The organism is Pseudomonas sp. PDM03, assembly GCF_014852385.1.
GTDB lineage: Bacteria > Pseudomonadota > Gammaproteobacteria > Pseudomonadales > Pseudomonadaceae > Aquipseudomonas > Aquipseudomonas migulae.
The window spans coordinates 63645-85289 of sequence record NZ_JACVBM010000012.1 but is presented as its reverse complement, the minus strand read 5'-3'; the positions used below and the strand labels follow the sequence as shown (position 1 = coordinate 85289).

Genomic DNA, 21645 nt, shown 5'->3' with positions numbered 1-21645 from the left:
AGAGCAAAGCAACGCACCCGCCCGTCACCACTCATCAGGCCGAGCGTTAGCTCGCCTGCAGCTTTTGATTTTGATCTGCCCGCCCCTTCGGGAGGCCGAGCGCAGGTTCTGCGCAGTGGGCAGCCCGGCATGGATGCCGGGCTAGCCGCCCCCGGCCAGGGATGGCCGATGGCGGCGGGCCCACGGAGCAGGACCGGAGCGAGGGAACGCCGAGCCTTAGCGAGGGGCCGGACGCCGGGGCGAAGCGTTTTGCTTACTTTTGGGCGTCTGCAAAAGTGAGTCGCCGTAAGGGCGAAACCACCAGCAGCCGTTACCGCAGCAATGGATATGTACCCCCAAAAGAAAATGGTCGGCCCAAAGGCCGCCACGTTCAACCCGATACAGACAAAGGCCTGGACATAAACTCACTGATCCGAGACCGCAACCACCGCTCCGCCGGATCATTGTCATGCACCCCACTCCAAGCCATCGAAAGCTGCGCAGCATCAATGGGAAACGGTGGATCCTCAGCCCGCAACGCACACCCCTCAACCAGCGCACACGCCGCATAATCCGGCACCGTCGCAATCATCTCCGTGCCGGCCAGCAACGCACGCAACCCACTGAACTGCGGAACGCCCAACACCACCCGACGACTGCGGCCAACCTTGGCCAGATCCAGATCGATATTGCCGCTCAGATCACCGGAAAACGACACCATCGCATGCGGTCGCTCGCAGTATTCATCCAGCGTCAACAGCCCCGGTCGCTTGTCCCCACGCAGCACCTTGCAGGGGATGTCGCGCAATTTCTTGCACTTCGCATTCGCGGGCAAATCCGTGGTGTAACTCACCCCCACAGAGATCTCTCCCGAAGCCAGCAATGCCGGCATCAGCAAATAGTTCGCACGCCGCACCACCACAACAATCCCCGGCGCCTCTTCCTGCAGTTGCCGCAACAACGGCGGAAACAAACCGAATTCGGCGTCGTCCGACAAACCAATGCGGAACACATCGCAGCTGCTCGCCGGATCAAACTCTTTAGCTCGGCTGACCGCCCCGGAAATCACATCCATCGCCGGCTGCAATTCCTTGAGAATCGCCAGCGCCCGCGTTGTCGGCTCCATGCCGCGACCATTACGCAACAGCAACGGATCGTCAAACAGATCCCGTAACCGCCCCAGCGCCGCACTCACCGCCGGTTGGCCCATGAACAATTTTTCAGCCACCCGGGTCAGGTTCCTCTCGAACATCAAGGCCTCGAAAATCACCAACAGGTTCATGTCGACGCGGCGCAGATCGTTACGGTTCATAGGCACGGCTCCCTTGTGAATGCGTCGGACTTTACTCGATCAGCGGCACTTTCGCCGCACGTTTATAAGGACCGTATTCGACCGGTACCCATTGGAAATGCTTGCCCTCTGCGGCGATATGGCCAATGCCCGGAAACGGCAAATGCGCTGCCGTCACCCAGGTTTTACCGGCGGCTGCATCGCTGAACACCTTGGCGCGGCTTTTGATCGCTTGCTGGCTGTTGACGTCAAAGCCGATCGAGACTTCCGGGTGCAAGAACTGCACCGCGAGGTTATGCACCAGATCGCCCATGAACAAAATGCTCTGCCCTTGAGAGGTGAAGCGGTATGTCGTGCTGCCCGGCGTGTGCCCGGCTTCCAGCGTGGCCTCGACCCCCGGCACAGGCGACTGGCCGGCGTCGAACGTCTTGAAACGTCCCGCCGCGACGTACGGTGCGGTGGAGTCCTGGGCGATTTTGAAATACGGCTTGGCGCCCTCGGGAGCTTTGGCCAGCGCCTGAGGATCTAGCCAGTAATCGGCTTCGGCCTTCGCGGCGTAGACCGTGGCGTTGGCAAAAACCGGTTTCTGCTGGCCGTCGACCAATCCGCACACATGGTCCAGGTGCAAGTGAGTCAACAGAATCGTGTCGACCTGCGAAGGCTCGTAGCCAGCGGCTTTCATGTTGTCCGAGAGCATGCCCGCCGTCGCACCGATGCATTGACCGGCGCCGGTATCCACCAGGATCAATTGCTTGCCGGTGTTGATCAGGAAGGCGTTGAACGCAGTCTGCACCCCCGGCATTTCAATCGAGCGACGGGCCAGCAGTGCGCGGATCTGGCTTTGGGTCAGGCCCTGGAGCAGTTTGGGCGACAGGTCGTTGTAGCCGTCGAACAGCGCCGTCACCTCAAAGTCGCCCACCGCCAGGCGGAAGTAGCCCGGCACCTGGGTGCCGACCTGTGCTGGCGCCTGAGCCGAGGAGATTCCGGACGCCAACGCCACCGCGAGGCCCAACGCGCCAACCAGAGAATGTTTCATGCCGTCACCCTTGATCAAGTCAGAAGAGCGGCCATGCACAGGCCCGCCACAAGACGTCGATCATGCCTCGCCCGGCACCGCAAAAATTGCAGCCATGTGCTGAGTCAGCGCTGTTGTCCACCACTGCGCATCGGCGAAATTAACAACGTTTAACTCGCCTGCCAGAGCCCCGCGACCAAGAATGAAGCTCACCGAAACGGACATTTGTCATGGCTCATTCTCAGCAAAACGTCGCTCGCGCGACTGCCACTGAAACGCGAAAGAAAACCACCGGCGGCCTGACCCCGTGGCGCGAAAGCCTGGTCAAGCAACTGATCCTCGAACGCCTCGGTGAAACCGTCGAAGTGACCGAACTGGCACGCGCCTGCGCCCTCTCGCGCAGTCATTTCTCCCGCGCATTCAAGTGCAGCACCGGCCTCTCGCCGCAAGACTGGATTCGCCACCAACGCATCGCCCGGGCCAAGCAACTGATCCAGAACACCGACCTGAGCCTCACGCAAATCAGCCTCGAATGCGGTTTCTGCGATCAGGCGCACTTCTGCCACATCTTCACCCGCAGCGAAGGCATCAACCCGTTCGCCTGGCGCTGCCGAGCCGTGCGCGCGCTTCCACGCGTCAACCTGTAGGAGCGCGGGCTTGCTGGCGATGGCGATTTCACGGGCGCCATCGCCAGCAAGCCGGCTCCTACAGGAATTGTGGGGTGTTCGGGATTTGGAGATTACGCAAATCCTGTAGGAGCCTGGCTTCCTGGCGATGGCGATTTCATAGGCGCCATCGCCAGCAAGCCGGCTCCTACAAGGGATGTGGGATGTTCGGGGATTGAGGGTCGACACAAAACCTGTAGGAGCCTGGCTTGCCGGCGATGGCGATTTCATGGGCGCCATCGCCAGCAAGCCGGCTCCTACAAGGGATGTGGGGTGTTCGGGGATTGAGGATCGACACAAAACCTGTAGGAGCCTGGCTTGCCGGCGATGGCGATTTGATGGGCGCCATCGCCAGCAAGCCGGCTCCTACAAGGGATTGTGGGGATGTTCGGGGATTGAGGGTCGACACAAAACCTGTAGGAGCCCGGCTTGCTGGCGATGGCGATTTCATAGGCGCCATCGCCGGCAAGCCTGCCGCCTTTTACCCTAGCGGCACCAACCGCTCCAACGCCTCCGCCACGCCAAATCCGTACGCAGGATCGGCTTTGGTGCAATTGTCGATATGACGCTGGCGGATTGCCTGCGGTACGCCGTTCATCGCACGTGCGGTGTTGTCGAACAGCAACTGCTTGCGCGCCGGATCGAGCAGTCGAAACAGGTTTCCCGGCTGTTCGTAATGATCCTCTTCCAACCGATGATCATAATGCTGGGCAAAGCCTTCCAGCGGCAGCGGCGGCTCGGCCAGTTCCGGCGAGTCCTGCCATTCACCGACACTGTTCGGGAAGTAACTGGCGGTACCGCCGAGGTTGCCGTCGGTGCGCATGGCGCCGTCGCGGTGGTAGCTGTGCGCCGGGCAGCGCGGCGCGTTGACCGGGATGTGGTTGAAGTTCACGCCGAGGCGATAACGCTGGGCATCACCATAGGAAAACAGCCGCGCCTGGAGCATGCGGTCCGGTGAAAAACTCACGCCCGGCACCACGTTGGCCGGCGAAAACGCTGCCTGTTCGATTTCGGCAAAGTGGTTTTCGGCGTTGCGATTGAGCTCCATGACACCCACTTCAATCAGCGGGAATTCAGCGTGCGGCCAGACCTTGGTCAAGTCGAACGGGTTGTGCCGATAGTTGAGCGCCTGTTCTTCCTCCATCACCTGAATGCACAATTTCCAGCGCGGGAAATTGCCCTGCTCGATGACTTCGTAAAGGTCGCGCAGATTGCTTTCGCGGTCCTTGCCAACCACTGCTTCGGCCTCGGCGTCCGAGAGGTTTTCGATGCCTTGCTGGCAGACAAAATGAAACTTCACCCACACCCGATTGTTGTCGCGGTCGATCAGGCTGAAGGTGTGACTGCCGAAGCCGTGCATGTGACGGAAACTGGTGGGAATCCCGCGATCGCTCATCACGATGGTCACCTGGTGCAGCGCCTCGGGCAGCAGGGTCCAGAAGTCCCAGTTGCTGGTGGCGTTGCGCAGGCCGGTGCGCGGGTCGCGTTTGACCACGTGGTTGAGGTCGGAGAAACGCAGCGGGTCGCGGAAGAAAAACACCGGCGTGTTGTTGCCGACAATGTCCCAGTTGCCTTCGTCGGTGTAGAACTTCACCGCAAAGCCACGGATATCACGCTCGGCATCCGCCGCGCCGCGTTCGCCGGCCACCGAGGAAAAACGCACGAACAGCGGCGTTTCCTTGCCCACCGAGCTGAAGATGCTGGCTTTTGTATAACGGGTGATGTCATGGGTGACGGTGAAGGTGCCGTAGGCGCCCGCACCCTTGGCGTGCATGCGCCGTTCCGGGATCAGCTCACGGTCGAAGTGGGCGAGTTTTTCCAGCAACCAGATGTCTTGCAAGAGCGCCGGTCCACGGGGGCCGGCGGTCTGGATATTGAAGTTGTCGGCCACCGGTGCCCCGGTGGCGTTGGTCAGCTTTTTCATGGTCAGGTTCTCGAAGGATTCGGCTCTACAGGAGCGAGAACGGCGCGGATCTACGCCCGCGCCGTGGGCACATCAACCCTTGAGGAACGCCAGCAGATCAGCGTTGAGCTGATCCTTGTGGGTGTCAGTCAAGCCATGGGGCGCGCCGGGGTAGATCTTCAGCGTAGAACCTTTCACCAGTTTTGCCGAAGCAATGCCGGCGGCCTCGATCGGCACCACCTGGTCCGCATCGCCGTGCACCACCAGCGTGGGCATATCGAATTTTTTCAGGTCTTCGGTGAAGTCGGTTTCGGAGAAGGCCTTGATGCAGTCATAAGCGTTCTTGTGGCCGGAGGTCATGCCTTGCACCCAGAACCAGTCGATCATGCCTTGCGACGGTTTGGCGTCCGGTTTGTTGAAGCCGAAGAACGGACCGCTGGCGAGGTCGATGTACAGCTGCGAACGGTCGACGAGGGACGCCTGACGAATACCGTCAAACACCTCGATCGGCAGGCCACCGGGGTTGGTTTCGGTCTTGAGCATCAGGGGCGGCACCGAGGAAATCAGCCCGGCCTTGGCCACGCGCCCGGTGCCGTGGCGACCGATGTAGCGCGCCACTTCACCACCGCCGGTGGAGAAACCGAACAGCACGGCGTCTTTCAGGTCGAGCCGTTCGATCAACTGCGCCAGGTCATCGGCGTAGGTGTCCATGTCGTTGCCGGTCCACGGCTGACTGGAACGGCCGTGGCCACGACGGTCGTGGGCGATCACCCGATAGCCTTTGGAGGCGAGGAAGATCATCTGCGATTCCCAGCTGTCGGCGTTCAGCGGCCAACCGTGGCTGAAGACGATGGGCTGGCCGGTGCCCCAATCCTTGTAATAAATCTCGGTGCCGTCTCGGGTGGTGAACGTGCTCATGCGATGTTTCCTCAGGAGGGTTGGGGGTGATTCAAACCGGTGAGTGGCTCAGGCGTTCAGCCAGCCGCGCCACGCGTTCGCCCAGGTGCGCGGCGGTGCAGCGATCCTCCGGGGGCGGTGCGAATTCGGGGGACTGTTCGACATTCGACTGCGCCATGGCGCCCAGCGAACTGCCGAGGCGATTGAGCTGCCCGTCGAACACGCCGGTGCCGGAGCGTGCCGGCAGCAGGTCGAGGCCGACCCAGATCATCGAATGCTGCGCGGCGAACACCGCCATCTGCAGCAAGGTGTTGAGTTTGTCGCCACACAGGCAGCCGGAATTGGTGAAGCCCGCCGCGAGCTTGTCGCGCCAGGGTTGGGTCAGGTAGAACGCCGCCGTGGCTTCCATGAACCCCTTGAAGCGTGCCGAGGCGCTGCCCATGTAGGTCGGCGCACCGAAGATGATCGCGTCGGCGTTGTGCAAACGGTCCCAGTGCTGGTCCACGTCCTCGACCGAAATCAGCTGGCAGGTACTGCCCAGGTGCCGTTCCACACCTTGGGCCACGGCTTCGGCCATGACCCGTGTGTGCCCGTAGCCACTGTGATAGACCACCACCACGTTGCTCATTCCGGCGTCCTCATGACAAATAAATCCCTTTTCACAACACGGCCCCCCCTGTAGGAGCCGGCTTGCTGGCGATTGCGATGTACCCATCGCCGACAACTTCGGCTGAAATACCGCAATCGCCAGCAAGCCGGCTCCTACAGTTTGAGCAGTTGCGGTGCTGGAGTTTTGGGCGTAGACCGGACGCAGGACGAGTTAAACGTTGTTAATTTTCCCTGGCGCGCCAAAAGCCCCGGCGCCTTCTGCACGAGCGCCGTGCCCAGTAAAAACGCAAAGAACAGGGAGGATCGCAAACCGGCAGTCCAAGTGAACACCCGGCAGTCAGTTGGCCAGCGCATTGCGCGAATGAACAAACCTGACGAATATGCTCGCTAACCGCGTACCAGACGGCTGCAAGCAGGAGTGACCCGTTGACCCTTCCCCCCGAACAGGCCATCCATTTCGGCCCTTACCGGATCTATCCCGGACAACGCCTGGTGATGGAGGCCGACCAGCCCCTGCGCCTGGGTCGGCGTGCCATGGACATTCTGTTGATCCTTCTGGAACACGCCGGAAATGTGGTCAGCAAACAGGAACTGATCGCCGGGGTCTGGCCCAAAAGCGTTGTCGAAGACATCAACCTGCGGGTGCACATGGCGGCGTTGCGCAAAGCCCTCGGCGACGGCCAGAACGGCCAGCGTTACATCATCACCGTGGCCCAGCGCGGCTACAGCTTTGTCGCGCCGTTCTCTTTGGAGCACATCGAGCAACATCCGGCGAATGAAGCCCCCGCACCGAACGGCCACAACCTGCCCGTGCGGCGCACGCGCATGATCGGTCGCCAGTCCCTCGTCGACAGCCTGGTGGTGCAGTTGTCACGCCAGCGTTTCATCACGCTGGTCGGTCCCGGCGGCATCGGCAAAACCACCGTGGCCCTGCGCGTTGCCGAGCAATTGATCGGGCGCTACCGCGATGGCATTCGTCTGCTGGACCTGGCGCCGATCAACGATCCATCGATGATCAGCGCGCATCTGGCGACGCTGCTCGAACTGTCGTTGCATGACACCGACCCGATGAGCGGCCTCCCCGCATTTTTGCGCGACCGGCAGATGCTGCTGGTGATCGACAACTGCGAACACCTGCTCGACGCCATCGCCGTGTTGAGCGAAAGCATCCTGCGCGCCGCGCCCGACGTGCACATCCTGACCACCAGCCGCGAGAGCCTGCGGGCCGAAGGCGAGTTCGTTCAGCGTCTTGAGTCACTGGACTGCCCGCCGCCCATTGCCGTGCTCGACCGCGCGCAGGCCCTGAGCTTTTCGGCCTTGCAGTTGTTTGTCGAACGGGCGATGGCCAGCCACGACAGTTTCGAACTGCGTGATGACGAGCTGCCGCTGGCGATTGAAATCTGCCGGCGCCTGGACGGTATTCCGCTGGCAATTGAACTGGCGGCGGCGCAAGTCGGCGGCCTCGGCGTCGGCGGCTTGCTCACGCAACTGCAAGGCAGTTTTCGCCTGCTCACCCAAGGCTGCCAGACCACTTTGGGCCGCCATCAAACCTTGCGCGCCACGTTGGACTGGAGTTTCGAACTGCTGAGTGCCTGCGAACAAACCTGCCTGCGCCGACTGAGCGTGTTCAGAGGCGGCTTCACCCTGGAATCGGCAGCAGCAGTGATCGTCGGCGAACATATCGAACCCTGTGAGGTGTTTGGCTCGATCACACAACTGGTGGCCAAGTCGCTGCTGAACGTCGAGGTCGGCGACGAAGAAGTGTTCTACCGCCTGCTCGACACCACGCGCAGCTACGCCCTGGAAAAACTCGACCAGGCCGCCGACCTGCCGGGCACCCGCGAACGCCACGCCGAGCGTTGCCTGGCCTTGATGCATCAGGCCCAGCAGGACTGGGAGCTGATCGCGACGGCGACGTGGATCGAGCGTTATGCACGCAGTCTGGAAGATATTCGCGCAGCCCTCGATTGGGGGTTGGACGCACAAGGGCCGCAGACGTTGGCGATCCGCCTGGCCGCGACATCGACGCCGCTCTGGCAGGAGATGTCGCTGCTCAAGGAGCACGGCGTGTACGTGCGCAAGGCGCTGGCCCTGCTGGATGCAGCGCCCGAGCCCTGCCCTCGGCTGAAAATGGCCCTCAAACTGGCCCTCGGCAGCGCCTGCTACCACACCCAGGGCGGCACGGCGGAAACCGTCGAGGCCTTCGTCAGCGCCAGAACGCTGGCCAGGCACTGCAACGACGTGGCCGGTCAGTTGCGTGCGGTGTCCGGGCACATGGCGGTCAACCTCTGCTGTGCCAACTATCAAATGGCCCTGGAGCAGAGCCAGCAGTTCGACCGGTTGGGGTTGCACGGCGACGAAGTGTTGTCCCTCAGCACCCACCGTTTGCGGGTGCTGGCGCTGCACTTTGCCGGGAATCAGGAGCAGGCGCGGGTGAATGCTGAAGAGGTGCTTCAGCGCATGGCCCAGAGCGGCCACCTCAACCGCTTCACCCACGGTTTTGGCGTGCAGTACGACCAGAGCGTCGCCGCCCTGACCATTCTGGCACGCATCCTCTGGCTGCAAGGCCGGCCGGAACAGGCGTGGCGCACCGCCCGGCAAGCGCTGGACATCGCGATGCAGATCAACCATGGCACGTCCATCTGCTACACCCTGGCGCTGGCCGGTTGCCTGATCGCCCACTACAACGGCGACACCCGCACCGCGCGCGAACTCTTGCGACTGCTGCTGGAACAAGCGCAAAAGCACTCGGTGCTGCTGTTCTACACCTGGGCCATGCATTACGCACAGGTGATCGACCACACCAAGCTGCGCTCCTCCCTTCTGCCGGGCGAGGGGTTGATCAAGGACATCATGGTGACGCTGGACACCGGTTTCGTCGATGACGACTTGTCACAACGGGCAGATACCGGCATGGCGGGCTGGAACACGGCGGAGATCCTGCGAGCCAGGGCTGAGGCGCTTCTGGCGCAAGAGTGCCCCTTGAACACCGACGCGGCCGAGGCCTTGCTGATCAGGGCCTTGAACGTCGCCAATCATCAGGGCGCCCTGGCCTGGGAACTGCGCAGCGCTACCTCGCTGGCACAGCTTTGGCAGCGTCAGGGCCGGCACCGGCAAGCCCATACGCTGCTGGCGCCGATCTACAACCGGTTCACCGAAGGTTTTGCCACACCGGACCTGACGAAAGTCCGCCGATTACTCGACGAGTTGCAGCGCCACTTGCCCGCTTGATACCCACCGCGCCCGGCTGATGTAGCGGGCGTAACGCATTTCAACGGTGCGCAATTCACCGCTGCCCTCGAGTTTCTCCAGGGCGTAGGTGCGGGTGGTGTTGAGGAAACGGTAGCGGGCCAGTCCGCCGCCCTGCTCCAGTGATAGCAACGATTTGAGCGCCAGACTTTCCACCCCTTCAATCAAGCGGGCAGGCAGCAATGCCGCGCAACTGATCACGCCAATGGCGGCATCCAGCGTAAAGGCCATCTTGAACACGGACAGGCGCTGCAACACGGTTTGCTCCAGCGGGCTCAGTTGCTCATAGCTCCAGTCCAGCGCCGCTTTCAAGGTTTGATGCCGGGGCACGGCGGTGCGCCGACCCTGGGTCAGCAGCTGAAAACAATTGTCCAGTTGAGCTTGCAGGCCCACCAGCGCCAACGCATCAATCTGCGCCGCCGCCAGTTCGATGGCCAGGGGCAGACCATCGAGCCGGCGACAGATTTCGCGCACGACCTTGAGGTCTTGTTCGCGCAGCACAAAGCCTTGCTGACGAGCACGGGCACGGCTGACGAACAGTTGCACCGCCGAATAGCCCATCGCTTCGGCCACACTGTGCAACGCCGACGCCGGAGGCACCGCCAGTGGCGGCAAACGCTGGACCGTTTCCCCCTGCGCCTGGAGCGGCTCGCGACTGGTCACCAGGATCGACAGGCGTGGCGCCGCCATCAGCAGGTCCTCGACCAGTGTCCGGCAGCGTTCGAGCAGGTGCTCGCAGTTGTCGAGCACCAGTAACGCATGACGTTGCGCCCATGTCTCCAGGGTGGTTCCGACGCCCAGTTCAAGCGCACGGGTCAGATGATCGACCACCTGCGCAGGGTCATCGATCACCGCCAGATCCACCAGCCAGACCCCATCCTGATAATGCTGCAGGAGCAGTTCGGCCACCCGCAACGCCACGGTGGTCTTGCCGATGCCGCCGGGACCGGTCAGGGTCATGAGGCGCCGAACCGGCAACTGGCGGACCAGACTGCCGACCAGCGAATCGCGCCCGATCACCGGCGACAGGCGCGCGGGCAGGTTGTGTTGAGGTTTCTGAACCGTTTCGATCGAGGCCAGCGTACTCGCCGGCACCCGCTGCACGGCTGCGATAAAGCTATAGCCGCGCTGGGGAATGTTGACGATGTAGCGCTGCCCGTCCTGCCCGTCGCCCAATGCGCGACGTAGCGCGGCGATGTGCACGCGCAGGTTGATCTCCTCGACCACCGAAGTCGGCCAGACGAGTGCGATGAGTTCGTCCTTGCTGACCACGTTGCCCGCGCGCTGGACCAGCACCTGCAAGATATCCAGGGCCCGCCCGCCCATGCGCAGCGGCCGGTCCCCGTCGAGGATCAGCCGTTGCCGCAGGTGAAACGCATAAGGGCCGAATCGCAGCACCGCTTCGTTGTTCAAATCACTGACGCTGTTCATGCAGGTCCACGTGCGCAAACCCTAAGCGGCTCAACGGATTGTCATTTCCATTGCGCGCCAGGCTCGCGCCTCCATTACAAAGAGTTCACGGGTATCTTCGCAGGCCTTGGTGACGGAACAACGGCCACGGTGGGAGCGTCACGGCCATCACGGTGCGCAGAACGGACAAAAAGGCACTAGCTGAACTGTTCACGGTACTGGGACGGGGTCAACCCGAGTTTTTCACTGAACAGAAACCGCATGTGCCGCACACTGCCGAAACCACTTTTGAAAGCCACGGTCTTTAGCGGCAAGTCACTGGTTTCCAACAGATTTCTAGCACAGTCGATACGTGCGCTCTGGAGAAATTCCATCGGCGTCATGTTCACTTCCCGGGCGAACACCCTGGCAAAATGACGCGGACTCATGGTGGCCAGGCCGGCCATACGCTCGATGCTGAAGGCTTCGTCGAGGTGGTCGAGCACATAGTTCTGCACGCGTGTCACCGGCGTTTCGTGAGGGGCCACCGTCGCCATCAACGGACTGAATTGCGCCTGTCCGCCCTGACGTTTCATCACCACCAGCAACACCTTGGCCACGTCCTGGGCGACTTTCTTGCCATGGTCTTCGGCAACCACCGCGAGTGCCAGGTCGATGCCGGCGGTGACGCCGCCGGAGGTGATCAGGTTGCGGTCCTGGACGAAAATCTGATCGGTTTCCACCGTCGCCTTCGGGAACCCCTTGATCAGCCGTTCGGTGTAATGCCAGTGGGTGGTGACACGGTAGCCGTCAATCAGACCGGCATGCCCAAGCACGAATGCGCCGGTGCAGATCGAGCCATAACGTCCGGCCCGCTTAACCGCACCTTTGAGCCAGCCGAGCAATGGCGGGTGTTTTTCGTTGTAGGCCCCGGGACCGCCCGGCACCAGCAACAGGTCATACGCCTGATCCGCCTGATCGATATGCACATCGGCCTGCACGCTGACACCGTTGGAGGCACGCAACGCGCCGTGCTCGGTGCCGATGGTCGACAACACGTAACGCTCGGCCGGTTCCAGATAACGATTGGCGATGGAAAACACCTCCATGGGCCCGGCCATGTCGAGCAGGAGAAAATCAGGGAACAGCACCATTGCCACGGTTTTCATGGGTTCAAAATCACTGAAATCAAAAAAAAATACTGGCCGTACATCGCCCCCTGTAGGAGCCGGCTTGCTGGCGATAGCGTCAGCCAATAAGGTTGGCGACTGACACACCGCCATCGCCAGCAAGCCGGCTCCTACAGGGTTGTGCGCGCGGCGTGAAGACTGTGCTGTGCATTATGGCCAAGTGCGGCGGGATCAGTCTGCTTATTATTGTCAACTCAAAAGGGACAGTATTTCAATTTCCACCTACTTATTGCACCAAAGGATAAACATTAACCTTCTCCTCACTCGGACGAATCAACGTCCCCACAGGAGATTTCATCATGCTGACCCTTCGCAAAGCTTCCGATCGCGGCTTGGCCAATCATGGTTGGTTGAAGTCGTTCCATACCTTTTCCTTCGCCAACTACCGCAACCCGAAAGAGCAGGGTTTTTCCGACCTGCTGGTGATCAACGATGACCGCGTCGCAGCCGGCAAAGGCTTTGGCCAGCACCCACACCGTGACATGGAGATTTTCTCCTACGTGCTTGAAGGCGCCCTGGAACACAAGGACACCCTGGGCACCGGTTCGGTGATCCGCCCCGGTGACGTGCAACTGATGAGTGCCGGCAGCGGCGTGGCACACAGCGAGTACAACCACTCGGCGACCCGTGGCGTGCACTTCCTGCAAATCTGGATCGTGCCGGACGTCAGCGGCGCCAAACCGCGCTATCAGCAAGAGCATTTCAATACACAGAAGAAACGCGGGCGTCTGCAACTGATCATCTCCCCCGAGGGGAAAAACGGTTCGCTGAAGGTGCGCCAGGATGCGCGGGTGTATGCCGGCCTGATCGATGGCAAGGAAAGCGCCACGCTGGAACTGGCCGCCAATCGTTATGCCTACGTGCATGTGGCGCGCGGCAGCGTCGAACTCAACGGCCTGCAATTGCAGGAAGGCGATGGCGTGCGGGTTCGCGATGAACAGTTGCTGACCCTGAGCAACGGCGTGGATGCCGAAGTGCTGGTGTTTGACCTGCGTCCTCAGGAATTGCCTGAAATGCCGTAATCCGGTGTGAAGTAATCGCCACCTCGCTGCGCTCGACAGCTCCTACAGGTACACGCAAATCCCTGTAGGAGCTGTCGAGCGCAGCGAGGTGGCGATCTTTCAGCCGTTACTCACCCGTCCCCGCAAACCCCGCAACAATCTCATCGATCACCACCCGCACCCTCGCGGTATGTCGTAAGTCCGCGTGTGTCACCAGCCATATGTCATACGGCACCGGCCGTGTGCGTTCCGGCCATAGCCTGACCAGCCCGTCGCGCTCCCCCATGTACACCGGAATTTCCCCCAGCCCGATCCCCGCGGCAATCGCCCGGCGCACCAGCAGACTGGAGCTCAGGCTCGAAACGATGCGCCCGCGCCCCAACGGTTCCGAGACCAGCGTGATGTCTTTGTTGCTCTGCAAATACGGTTGATACACCACCAGATCATGCCCCTCGAACGCCGAGCCCGGTGCCGGCACACCGTGGGTGTCCACATAGTCCCGGGAGGCAAACAGGCCCACCGGCCAACGCGCGATGCGCCGGGCGATCAGGTCCGGGTTGTCTGGCCGGGTGTTGCGCACGGCGATGTCGGCTTCGCGTTTCGACAGGCTCAAAATCTGCGTCGAGGCATCCAGTTGCACGCGCACGTCGGGGTGCTGTGCGTGCAAGCGGGCAATCGCCGGGATCAGGAAGTCGATGGCCATGGAGTCCGTGGTACTGACACGAACGATACCGGTCAGGCGGTCGTCGAGCCCTTGAATCTGGCGCTGCATCTCCAGTGCGGAGTGCTCCATTTTCTCCACGGCTTTCAACGCTGCTTCACCGACGGCTGTCAGCGCGTATCCCTCCGAAGTGCGCAGAAACAGCGTCGCACTCAAGGACTTCTCCAGTGCCGTGATCCGCCTCCCGACGGTGGCCTGATCGACCCCCAGCACCCGCGCCGCGCCACGTAACGTCGATTCCCGGCATACGGCCAAAAACACCCTGGCATCATCCCAATTCATAGGTTTCTCCACTGCCGCATATACGCATCACCATAACGCAAAATCGCTGCGTTATTGCATCAATGAACATGGATAAGCTGGGCACCATAGATAAACCTGGAGGACGGCTCCCATGCCCAGCACATCAACCACCTCACGCAGCGCCATCTGGCTGCCGATTTTCGCCGGCCTCTGCGCCAGCCTGGTCAGCATCGGCCTGGCGCGGTTCGCCTACACACCGTTGATTCCCTCGTTGATCCAGGCGCACTGGTTTTCTGCCAGCGACGTGGTGTACCTCGGCGCCGCCAATCTGGTGGGTTACCTGATTGGCGCGCTGATCGGCCATCCGCTGGCCCGTCGGACCTCCAACAAAAGCGCCCTGCGCCTGATGATGCTGGCGGTGACGCTGTCGTTTTTCGCGTGTGGCTTTCCGTTGTCGGTGAGCTGGTTCTTCGGCTGGCGTCTGCTGTCGGGCGTCGCTGGCGGCGCGATCATGGTGTTAGTGGCCGCAACCGTGCTGCCGCATGTGCCAGCGTCCCGCCGAGGGCTGGCCAGTGGTGCGATTTTCCTGGGCATCGGTCTGGGTATCGCCGGCTCCGGGACGATTGTGCCGCCGCTGTTAAGCCTGGGTTTGCAGAACACCTGGTTCGGTCTCGGCGTGCTGGCATTGGTGCTGACCGTCGCCAGTTGGTTCGGTTGGCCGTCAGCCCCGCACGCGGCCACCGCGGCACCGTCCGCTGCCCCCTCGACGATGTCGACCGACCCGAACGTTTACCTGTTGTTCGCCCAATACGCGTTCATGGCTGCCGGGCTCGTGCCCGCCATGGTGTTTCTGGTGGATTACGTTGCCCGCGGGCTCGGGGCTGGCGCGCACATTGGCGCTCTTATCTGGGTGATGTACGGCCTCGGCGCGATTATAGGGCCGGTGAGTTATGGTTTTCTGGCTGACAAGCTGGGCGCACGGCTGAGCATTCGCCTGGTGCTGGTGGTGCAGGCAGTTGCGGTCGGTTTGCTATCGATTTCAAGTGCTTTCACTGCGCTGGCCTTGCTTGCGGTGATCCTCGGCTCGTTCCCGCCGGGTATCGTGCCGCTGGCATTGGCCCGGGTTCACGAACTGATCCCGAACCATCATCAACAGCAGATTGCCTGGAGTCGCGCCACCGTGTCGTTCGCTACCTTCCAGGCGATTGCCGGGTTTGCATATTCGGCGTTGTTCAACGCCAGCGGCGGGCATCACGCGCTGTTGTTCATCATCGCAGCGGGCGCCATTGTCATAGCCCTGCTGCTGGAACAGGGCATGCGCTTGCTGAATCGTCGCGACCGGCTGCAACCTGTATTGAGCTGAGTCACCGACGGCTTGATGTGGTCCCACTTACTGAACATTTCCAGACAGGACACTCACATGAATCTGCCCCACACCATGACCCTGATCGAAATCACCGAACCCGGCGGCCCGGAGGTATTGAAGCCACGCCATGCGTCAGTACCTACCCCTGGCCCGGGCGAAGTGCTGATTCGCGTGCACGCTGCCGGGGTCAATCGCCCCGACGTGATTCAGCGTGCTGGCAAGTACCCGATGAAACCCGGCATGAGCCCGATTCCGGGGCTGGAAGTGGCCGGTGAAGTGGTGGCGGTCGGTAAAGGTGTCAGCGAATTCATCGTCGGCGACAATGTCTGCGCGCTGACCAACGGCGGCGGTTACGCACAATACTGCGTCGCGCCGGCCGGCCAGACGCTGCCGATTCCTCAAGGCATGGATTGGGTGCACGCGGCGGCGATCCCGGAAACCTTCTTCACCGTATGGGCCAACCTGTTTGACATGGGCGGCGCTGCCAAAGGTCAGCGCGCATTGATCCATGGCGGCACCAGCGGCATCGGCACGACCGCGTTGATGCTGTGTCGCGAATTCGGCGTCAAGGCCTTCGCCACGGCGGGCAGTGAGGAAAAGTGCGCGGCGATCCGTACGTTGGGCGCCGAAGCGATCAACTATCGCGATCAGGATTTCTCTCAGGTCATCCAGGAAAAAACCGCCGGCAAGGGCGTCAATGTCATCCTCGATATCATGGGCGGCTCGTACCTGAATTCGAACATCGCGGCGCTGGGCATGGAAGGTCGACTGGTGATGCTGGGCTTTCTCGGCGGCGCCCACGCCAAGGACGTCGACCTGTTGGCGATCATGAGCAAACGCGCCATCGTGACGGGCTCGTTGCTGCGCCCACGCACCGTGGAAGAAAAAGCCTCGATTGCCGAGCAATTGCGCGAATACGTGTGGCCGGTGCTCGCTGCCGGGCGTTGCCTGCCGATGATCGACAAGGTTTATCCGTTGGCCGAGGCGGCACAGGCGCATGCGCGGATGGAAGGTGGCGAGCACATTGGCAAGATTGTGTTGCGGGTGGATTGATCCGCAATTGTCGCGCCCCCCTGTAGGAGCAAGCTTGCTCGCGATAGCGGTGTGTCAGTCGACAGCATTGCTTAATGTGCCACCGTCATCGCGAGCAAGCTTGCTCCTACAGGGAGGGTTGGCGAACGGCTGTCGAAAATATTCCCCCCGCCGACACGCTTCTGTTAAAAACCGGACTTCAGTTTTTTACCGACGGACCATCCGATGCCCTCCTCCCCGCTCACACGTCTGCGCCGACGCTGGCTGCCCTTGCTGTGCATGGCCGCGCTGATTGTCGGTCTGCCGGTGAGTTGCGGCGTGCTTGAGCACACCGAGCGCGAGCTGCTGTTTCGTATCGAACCGGGCACGGCGGGCTGGTATCGCGGTTTGCCGAAGGACGTTCAAGAATTCGACATCCAGCCCGCCAGTTTCAAGGATGGGCAAAACCTGCATGCCTGGTGGTGGCCGGCGGCTCGTCGTGATGCGCCTTCGATCCTCTATTTGCACGGTGTGCGCTGGAACCTCACCGGCCAGGCGTTTCGCATCGAACAATTGCGCGCCATGGGCTATTCCGTCCTGGCGATCGACTACCGCGGGTTTGGTCAGAGCAAAGGCGATCTGCCGTCGGAAGCCAGTGTGTATGAAGACGCGCGAGCCGCCTGGGAACGCTTCACAACGATGCAACCGGACGCCAGCAAGCGCCTGATCTACGGCCATTCCCTCGGCGGCGCGGTAGCCATCGACCTCGCGTCAGACCTGGCCGCACAGGCGAAAAAGAACCATGTCGCCGTCCCGGTGCGTGGCCTGGTGATCGAGTCCACGTTCACGTCACTGGGCGATGCCGTGGCCCAAGTGGCTGAAAGTAACCTGCCGGTAAAATGGCTGCCGGTGCGCTGGCTGCTGTCGCAGAAATTCGATTCCATCGACAAGATCGTCGACATCGACATGCCGCTGCTGGTCGTGCATGGCCTGGCCGATACATTCATGCCGTCGCGCTTCAGCCAGCAGTTGTTCAACGCCGCCAGCGAGCCCAAGCGCCTGTTGTTGGTGCCGGGCGGCACGCACAACAACAGCATGAGTTTGGGCGGCCCCCAGTATCGCCAGGCACTTGAGGGCCTGATGAAAGCAAAACCGCCGCAGATGGCCGGGCCTGCAATCTCACGCGGCTCTCAGGACTCCTGACGTTTAGCGATATCCTCGCGCCTGCAAGTTGAACAATTGCGCGTAGCGCCCTCCGGCGGCCACCAGACTGGCGTGATCGCCGCGCTCAAGGATCGCACCCTGATCCAGCACGATGATGTGGTCGGCATTACGCACGCTGGAAAATCGGTGGGAAATCAACAGCGTCATGCGGCCTTCGGTGTGCTCGCTGAAATGCTCGAACACCGCCGCTTCCGCCGCCGGGTCGAGGGCTGAGGTCGGCTCATCCAGAATCAGGATATCGGCGTCACGGCGCATGTAGGCACGGGACAAGGCAATCTTCTGCCATTGCCCGCCGGACAGTTCCTGGCCGCCGGCGAACCAGCGACCCAATTGGGTGGCATAGCCGCGATCCAGACGCTCAATGAAAGGCGCAGCCATGCCCTCGGCGGCTGCGGCTTGCCAGCGCTGCTCATCGTTGAACGCCAGAGTGTCACCGACACCGATGTTCTCGCCCACGGAGAACTGGTAGCGAATATAGTCCTGGAAAATCACGCCGATACGCCGGCGCAGCGCATCTTCGTCCCACGCCTGCAAATCACTCCCGTCCAGCAGGATGCGCCCCTGATCAGGACGGTACAGACGGGTCAGCAGCTTGATCAGCGTGGTCTTGCCCGAACCGTTCTCCCCTACCAGCGCCACGCTGTGCCCCGGCACGAGGTGCAGATCGATGCCCTCCAGCGCCGCGCGGCTCGCGCCCGGATAGCGGAACCCGACGTTTTCGAACCGCAGACCATCGCCGGGCAGCGCGCCTGCGGTCAGGCTGCCGGAGTCGGCCACCACGGGCTCAGCCAGGTATTCATAGAGGCTGGACAGATACAGTCCGTCTTCGTAAAGACCACTGATGGCGCTCAAGCTGCTGCTTACTGCGGTCTGCCCCTGCTTGAACAGCACCAGGTACATGGTCATCTGGCCGAGGGTGATGCTGCCGTGGACGGTGTCGACCACCACCCACGCGTAGGCGAGATAAAACGCCCCCGTACCCAGTAATCCCAGAACAAAACCCCAGCCATCGCGGCGCAGGGTCAGCCGACGGTCCTCAGCGTAAAGACGCGCGAACGTATCGCGATAACGCTTCAACAGCAGTGGCGCGAAGCCAAACAGTTTGACCTCTTTGATGTAGCCCTCGTGGGAGAGCAGTGTCTCGATGTAGTTCTGTTGCCGACTCTCCGGCGCACGACGGGTAAACAGCCTGAAGGCGTCCCCGGAAAAATGTGCTTCGGCAAAAAATACCGGCAACGCACCCACCACCAACAACACCAGCGCCCACGGCGAAAAATGCACCAGCAACACGCCGAAACTGATCAGCACGATCAGGTTCTGGATCAGCCCCAGCGACTTCATCACCAGCGCCAACGGCCGGGTCGACGCCTCGCGCCGGACCCGCACCAGCTTGTCGTAGAACTCGGAATTCTCGAACTGCACCAGCGACAACGTCTGGGCTTTCTCCAGAATCATCGTGTTGACCTTCTGCCCCAACTGCACTCGCAACAGCGATTGCTGAACCGACAGCGCCCGCTGGGTCCCGGACAGCAACGCGAGCACACCGGCTTCAAACAGCACGTAACGCACCACCGGCCACAACGGCGCACTGCCCTGCTGCGCGTGCAGTTGCATGGCGAAAACCACCGCGTCGACGATGCGTTGGCCCAGCCAGGCAGCCAATGCCGGGAGTACGCCTGCGATCAGGGTCGCCAGCACCAGCCCCAGAAACAACCCGCGAGAAGTAGCCCAGACAAGGAGCAAGGCGCGTCTGGCCTGATCAAGCAATGAGGTGACGCGGGAAAGGGCCGCTGGCATGTTTATCGGTTGCGCTTGCGCGGTTTCGTCATTTCTTTTCGTAAAGGTGAAGGCCCGATGGGGAACACCAGCCCGGGGGGAAGAGGACCACCATTTTCCCACTCTTCCATCATCCGCCTCAGCTCAGGCGGCATTTCAGTCGGCGCTTTGCATGACATTTGATCACCCTATTGTTTTGCGAATTCGACACAACTCACTTTTGATACATCAATAACCAGGGCCTTTGCCCTACCAGGTAACAGATTGCCGTCGCTATCGATCCAGCGAGGGAACTCCAGAACGAATTGTCCGTTAGCAGGCTCCGATGGCCATTCGCTTGGCCAGCCAAACAGACGTTTCCCTCCGATCAAATGCAATATCACGAAACCCGGTCTCGATGAAAAAGCACTGTACCACTCGCAAGGGAACGATTTTTTAGCCGTTATTTTCAGTTTCCTGAGTAACGCATGAAGCCTGTCGCCATGAGCGATATGACAGGAAAGAAACCCCATCACCAGCGCAATCACTGCCGACCATAACGCCTCCGATTTCCTGTCCCACACGCCGATCGAAAAAAATCGTTCTCCCGCCAGTAGCAACAGTCCTTCCAAACCGACCACCAGCGACTGAATCACAAACGTAAAAATCAGTGCCTGGACAATCTGTCCAAAAGTGTCCGGGCGCTTGAACGCCGTGAGCGAGTAAAAAATCCACGTCGCTAAAAACCCCGGAAGCAGATACTGCAGTAGCGGGATCACGTCCTTGATCAAGCTGTCCATTGCCCTTTCCAATCCATTGAAAATTCGTCCCGGAGCAAATAAATACAGCACCTCTACAGCCTGTGTCATCCACTGCTGAAGCGCTGTCGTCACAAGAAATTTCGGGACTACAGGCGGGACTACAAGCGAAAAAACCTCCTACATTCAACAAGGAAAAACTGGACAAAAACTCAATCCAGATCCGACGTCACGTGCTCCAAAAACCGCGCTCGATACCGCCCTGGACTCTCCCCCGTCCACTTCTTGAACGCCCGGTGAAACGCACTCGGCTCCTGAAACCCCAACTGTTCGGCAATGTCACCGATGCTGGCCTTGCTCTGCCGCAATTGCTCAAACGCAACCCCTCGCCGCACCTCGTCCTTGATTTCCTGATACGAACACCCTTCCCGCTCCAGCTTGCGGCGAAAGGTGCTGGGGCTAAGGTGTTGTTCCAGGGCGAAAGCCTGCAAGGTCGGCCATTGGCTGTAGTGACTGTTGCGCAAACGCTGGTGGACTTGCGACGCGAGCCCATGCTGGTTGCGGAAGCGAATCACCAGCCATTGCGGCGCGGTGCGCAGAAACACTTTCAGCGAAGCCAGGTCCTGGACCACTGGCAAGCGCAGGTAGTGGCTGGCAAATTCGATTTCGGTGCGCTCGGCGCCGAAGGTCAGGTTCGGCCCCCAGAGCAAACGGTCATCGCTGAGGGATACGCGCTTATGGCGGAAGTCCGCGCGGTCGATGGGAATACGCCGACCACCCAGCCAGCACATCAGGCTGATCATCAGCACCAGAAAAGTTTCTTCGCCAAAACGCGCAACATCATCGTTTTTCGCGCAGCTATCCAGGCTGATGACTGCACGTTTGCCGCGCACCGTCAGCGTGCCGCGAAAATCGCGAAGGAACAGGGCAAAGTTGTTCAGGCACTGGCGCATGGCTTTGTGCAGGTCGGGCTCCTGAATCAGGGCCCGGCAAATCAGGGCGAAGCTGCCCGGCGGCATGCCGTGGGAGTCGAGCCGGAAGAACTCGTCATCGAACTCGCGGATCTGGATCAACCAGAGTGCGGCAAACGCACTGGCCGGCACCCGCGACACGGGCTGTTCGATCAACGCCGGGTCGATACCTGCCTGTTCCAGCGCAGCCCTCCGCCGCTGCGGATTGTCCCCCAGCCCATGGATCATCGCCTGCACAAAGTAGGCGGCCACCGAATCCTTTTCCCGCATCTGAACGCTTCGCTCCCCATCACCCGAATGGCAAAAAACACCAGCACCGTTGAACAGTTCCGGCATAGGACAACCGCCCCGCCGGTTCTAGACTCGCGGCCAATAGTACGCCTTCGGCCGCTGTGGCGGCCAAGGTAT

18 protein-coding genes are annotated in these 21645 nt (G+C 61.2%); 6 read left to right on the top strand and 12 right to left on the bottom strand.

Features of this window, described 5'->3' with window-relative positions; translation table 11 throughout:
- Positions 1-370: 370 nt before the first annotated feature.
- Genes IB254_RS17485 through IB254_RS17475 form a run of 3 tightly spaced genes read right to left on the bottom strand, consistent with a single transcriptional unit; the run spans position 371 to position 2510 of the window.
- Positions 371-1291 (bottom strand): LysR family transcriptional regulator, encoded by a 921-nt coding sequence (locus IB254_RS17485; RefSeq protein ID WP_192418309.1) that lies wholly within the window; start codon positions 1289-1291, stop codon positions 371-373.
- 31 nt (positions 1292-1322) lie between these two features.
- Complete coding sequence (locus IB254_RS17480) at positions 1323-2306, bottom strand: MBL fold metallo-hydrolase (protein WP_192418308.1); 984 nt, start codon at positions 2304-2306, stop codon at positions 1323-1325.
- 60 nt (positions 2307-2366) lie between these two features.
- Positions 2367-2510: a hypothetical protein gene (locus IB254_RS17475; RefSeq protein ID WP_192418307.1), complete on the bottom strand. Its 144-nt coding sequence runs from the start codon at positions 2508-2510 to the stop codon at positions 2367-2369.
- 5 nt (positions 2511-2515) lie between these two features.
- On the opposite strand from IB254_RS17475, the gene IB254_RS17470 reads away from it, so the two are divergent.
- Positions 2516-2932, top strand: a complete 417-nt coding sequence (locus IB254_RS17470; RefSeq protein WP_008041154.1) for a helix-turn-helix domain-containing protein — start codon at positions 2516-2518, stop codon at positions 2930-2932.
- Between the two features lie 499 nt (positions 2933-3431).
- Here IB254_RS17470 and IB254_RS17465 read toward each other — a convergent pair whose 3' ends face one another.
- From IB254_RS17465 to IB254_RS17455, 3 genes are all read right to left on the bottom strand, one after another.
- Positions 3432-4874, bottom strand: coding sequence for a catalase (locus IB254_RS17465; protein ID WP_192418306.1), 1443 nt, complete (start codon positions 4872-4874; stop codon positions 3432-3434).
- Between the two features lie 72 nt (positions 4875-4946).
- Positions 4947-5771 carry an alpha/beta fold hydrolase gene (locus IB254_RS17460; protein WP_192418305.1) on the bottom strand — a complete coding sequence of 275 codons (825 nt, stop codon included), beginning with the start codon at positions 5769-5771 and terminating at the stop codon, positions 4947-4949.
- A 31-nt stretch (positions 5772-5802) separates the two neighbouring features.
- On the bottom strand, positions 5803-6378 hold the full coding sequence (locus IB254_RS17455; RefSeq protein WP_008032866.1) for a flavodoxin family protein: 576 nt from the start codon (positions 6376-6378) through the stop codon (positions 5803-5805).
- A 407-nt stretch (positions 6379-6785) separates the two neighbouring features.
- Between IB254_RS17455 and IB254_RS17450 the strand changes: the two genes are divergently transcribed.
- Positions 6786-9590, top strand: a complete 2805-nt coding sequence (locus IB254_RS17450) for an ATP-binding protein (RefSeq protein ID WP_192418304.1) — start codon at positions 6786-6788, stop codon at positions 9588-9590.
- On the opposite strand, the gene IB254_RS17445 is transcribed toward IB254_RS17450, so the two are convergent.
- Positions 9555-11039 (bottom strand): ATP-binding protein, encoded by a 1485-nt coding sequence (locus tag IB254_RS17445; protein ID WP_192418303.1) that lies wholly within the window; start codon positions 11037-11039, stop codon positions 9555-9557. The two genes, IB254_RS17450 and IB254_RS17445, sit on opposite strands and share 36 nt — an antisense overlap.
- Before the next feature lie 176 nt (positions 11040-11215).
- Complete coding sequence (locus IB254_RS17440; RefSeq protein WP_008032863.1) at positions 11216-12166, bottom strand: GlxA family transcriptional regulator; 951 nt, start codon at positions 12164-12166, stop codon at positions 11216-11218.
- A 320-nt stretch (positions 12167-12486) separates the two neighbouring features.
- On the opposite strand from IB254_RS17440, the gene IB254_RS17435 reads away from it, so the two are divergent.
- Positions 12487-13209, top strand: a complete 723-nt coding sequence (locus IB254_RS17435) for a pirin family protein (RefSeq protein WP_008032862.1) — start codon at positions 12487-12489, stop codon at positions 13207-13209.
- Positions 13210-13315: 106 nt separating this feature from the next.
- On the opposite strand, the gene IB254_RS17430 is transcribed toward IB254_RS17435, so the two are convergent.
- Positions 13316-14191 carry a LysR family transcriptional regulator gene (locus IB254_RS17430; RefSeq protein ID WP_192418302.1) on the bottom strand — a complete coding sequence of 292 codons (876 nt, stop codon included), beginning with the start codon at positions 14189-14191 and terminating at the stop codon, positions 13316-13318.
- Positions 14192-14303: 112 nt separating this feature from the next.
- On the opposite strand from IB254_RS17430, the gene IB254_RS17425 reads away from it, so the two are divergent.
- The 3 genes from IB254_RS17425 (at position 14304) to IB254_RS17415 (ending at position 17732) form a co-directional block, all read left to right on the top strand.
- Positions 14304-15515 (top strand): YbfB/YjiJ family MFS transporter, encoded by a 1212-nt coding sequence (locus IB254_RS17425; RefSeq protein ID WP_192418301.1) that lies wholly within the window; start codon positions 14304-14306, stop codon positions 15513-15515.
- Between the two features lie 57 nt (positions 15516-15572).
- The gene (locus IB254_RS17420) at positions 15573-16571 is read left to right on the top strand and encodes an NAD(P)H-quinone oxidoreductase (protein WP_192418300.1); all 999 of its coding nucleotides are present in this window, start codon (positions 15573-15575) and stop codon (positions 16569-16571) included.
- 204 nt (positions 16572-16775) lie between these two features.
- The gene (locus IB254_RS17415) at positions 16776-17732 is read left to right on the top strand and encodes an alpha/beta hydrolase (protein ID WP_192418299.1); all 957 of its coding nucleotides are present in this window, start codon (positions 16776-16778) and stop codon (positions 17730-17732) included.
- Positions 17733-17735: 3 nt separating this feature from the next.
- Here the strand turns inward: IB254_RS17415 and IB254_RS17410 are convergent, their stop codons facing one another.
- The 3 genes from IB254_RS17410 to IB254_RS17400 form a co-directional block, all read right to left on the bottom strand.
- Positions 17736-19550, bottom strand: a complete 1815-nt coding sequence (locus tag IB254_RS17410; RefSeq protein WP_192418297.1) for an ABC transporter ATP-binding protein — start codon at positions 19548-19550, stop codon at positions 17736-17738.
- Between the two features lie 167 nt (positions 19551-19717).
- Positions 19718-20308, bottom strand: a complete 591-nt coding sequence (locus tag IB254_RS17405) for a DUF6338 family protein (RefSeq protein ID WP_192418295.1) — start codon at positions 20306-20308, stop codon at positions 19718-19720.
- A 170-nt stretch (positions 20309-20478) separates the two neighbouring features.
- The gene (locus IB254_RS17400) at positions 20479-21507 is read right to left on the bottom strand and encodes an AraC family transcriptional regulator (protein WP_192418293.1); all 1029 of its coding nucleotides are present in this window, start codon (positions 21505-21507) and stop codon (positions 20479-20481) included.
- Positions 21508-21645 lie beyond the last annotated feature (138 nt).

What these genes read in the sequence shown, in the direction of transcription:
- IB254_RS17485 (WP_192418309.1), bottom strand. Translation starts at nt 1,291, where the DNA reads ATGAACCGTAACGATCTGCGCCGCGTCGACATGAACCTGTTGGTGATT.
- IB254_RS17480 (WP_192418308.1), bottom strand. Translation starts at nt 2,306, where the DNA reads ATGAAACATTCTCTGGTTGGCGCGTTGGGCCTCGCGGTGGCGTTGGCG.
- IB254_RS17475 (WP_192418307.1), bottom strand. Translation starts at nt 2,510, where the DNA reads ATGTCCGTTTCGGTGAGCTTCATTCTTGGTCGCGGGGCTCTGGCAGGC.
- IB254_RS17470 (WP_008041154.1), top strand. Translation starts at nt 2,516, where the DNA reads ATGGCTCATTCTCAGCAAAACGTCGCTCGCGCGACTGCCACTGAAACG.
- IB254_RS17465 (WP_192418306.1), bottom strand. Translation starts at nt 4,874, where the DNA reads ATGAAAAAGCTGACCAACGCCACCGGGGCACCGGTGGCCGACAACTTC.
- IB254_RS17460 (WP_192418305.1), bottom strand. Translation starts at nt 5,771, where the DNA reads ATGAGCACGTTCACCACCCGAGACGGCACCGAGATTTATTACAAGGAT.
- IB254_RS17455 (WP_008032866.1), bottom strand. Translation starts at nt 6,378, where the DNA reads ATGAGCAACGTGGTGGTGGTCTATCACAGTGGCTACGGGCACACACGG.
- IB254_RS17445 (WP_192418303.1), bottom strand. Translation starts at nt 11,039, where the DNA reads ATGAACAGCGTCAGTGATTTGAACAACGAAGCGGTGCTGCGATTCGGC.
- IB254_RS17440 (WP_008032863.1), bottom strand. Translation starts at nt 12,166, where the DNA reads ATGAAAACCGTGGCAATGGTGCTGTTCCCTGATTTTCTCCTGCTCGAC.
- IB254_RS17435 (WP_008032862.1), top strand. Translation starts at nt 12,487, where the DNA reads ATGCTGACCCTTCGCAAAGCTTCCGATCGCGGCTTGGCCAATCATGGT.
- IB254_RS17430 (WP_192418302.1), bottom strand. Translation starts at nt 14,191, where the DNA reads ATGAATTGGGATGATGCCAGGGTGTTTTTGGCCGTATGCCGGGAATCG.
- IB254_RS17425 (WP_192418301.1), top strand. Translation starts at nt 14,304, where the DNA reads ATGCCCAGCACATCAACCACCTCACGCAGCGCCATCTGGCTGCCGATT.
- IB254_RS17420 (WP_192418300.1), top strand. Translation starts at nt 15,573, where the DNA reads ATGAATCTGCCCCACACCATGACCCTGATCGAAATCACCGAACCCGGC.
- IB254_RS17415 (WP_192418299.1), top strand. Translation starts at nt 16,776, where the DNA reads ATGCCCTCCTCCCCGCTCACACGTCTGCGCCGACGCTGGCTGCCCTTG.
- IB254_RS17410 (WP_192418297.1), bottom strand. Translation starts at nt 19,550, where the DNA reads ATGCCAGCGGCCCTTTCCCGCGTCACCTCATTGCTTGATCAGGCCAGA.
- IB254_RS17405 (WP_192418295.1), bottom strand. Translation starts at nt 20,308, where the DNA reads ATGGACAGCTTGATCAAGGACGTGATCCCGCTACTGCAGTATCTGCTT.
- IB254_RS17400 (WP_192418293.1), bottom strand. Translation starts at nt 21,507, where the DNA reads ATGCGGGAAAAGGATTCGGTGGCCGCCTACTTTGTGCAGGCGATGATC.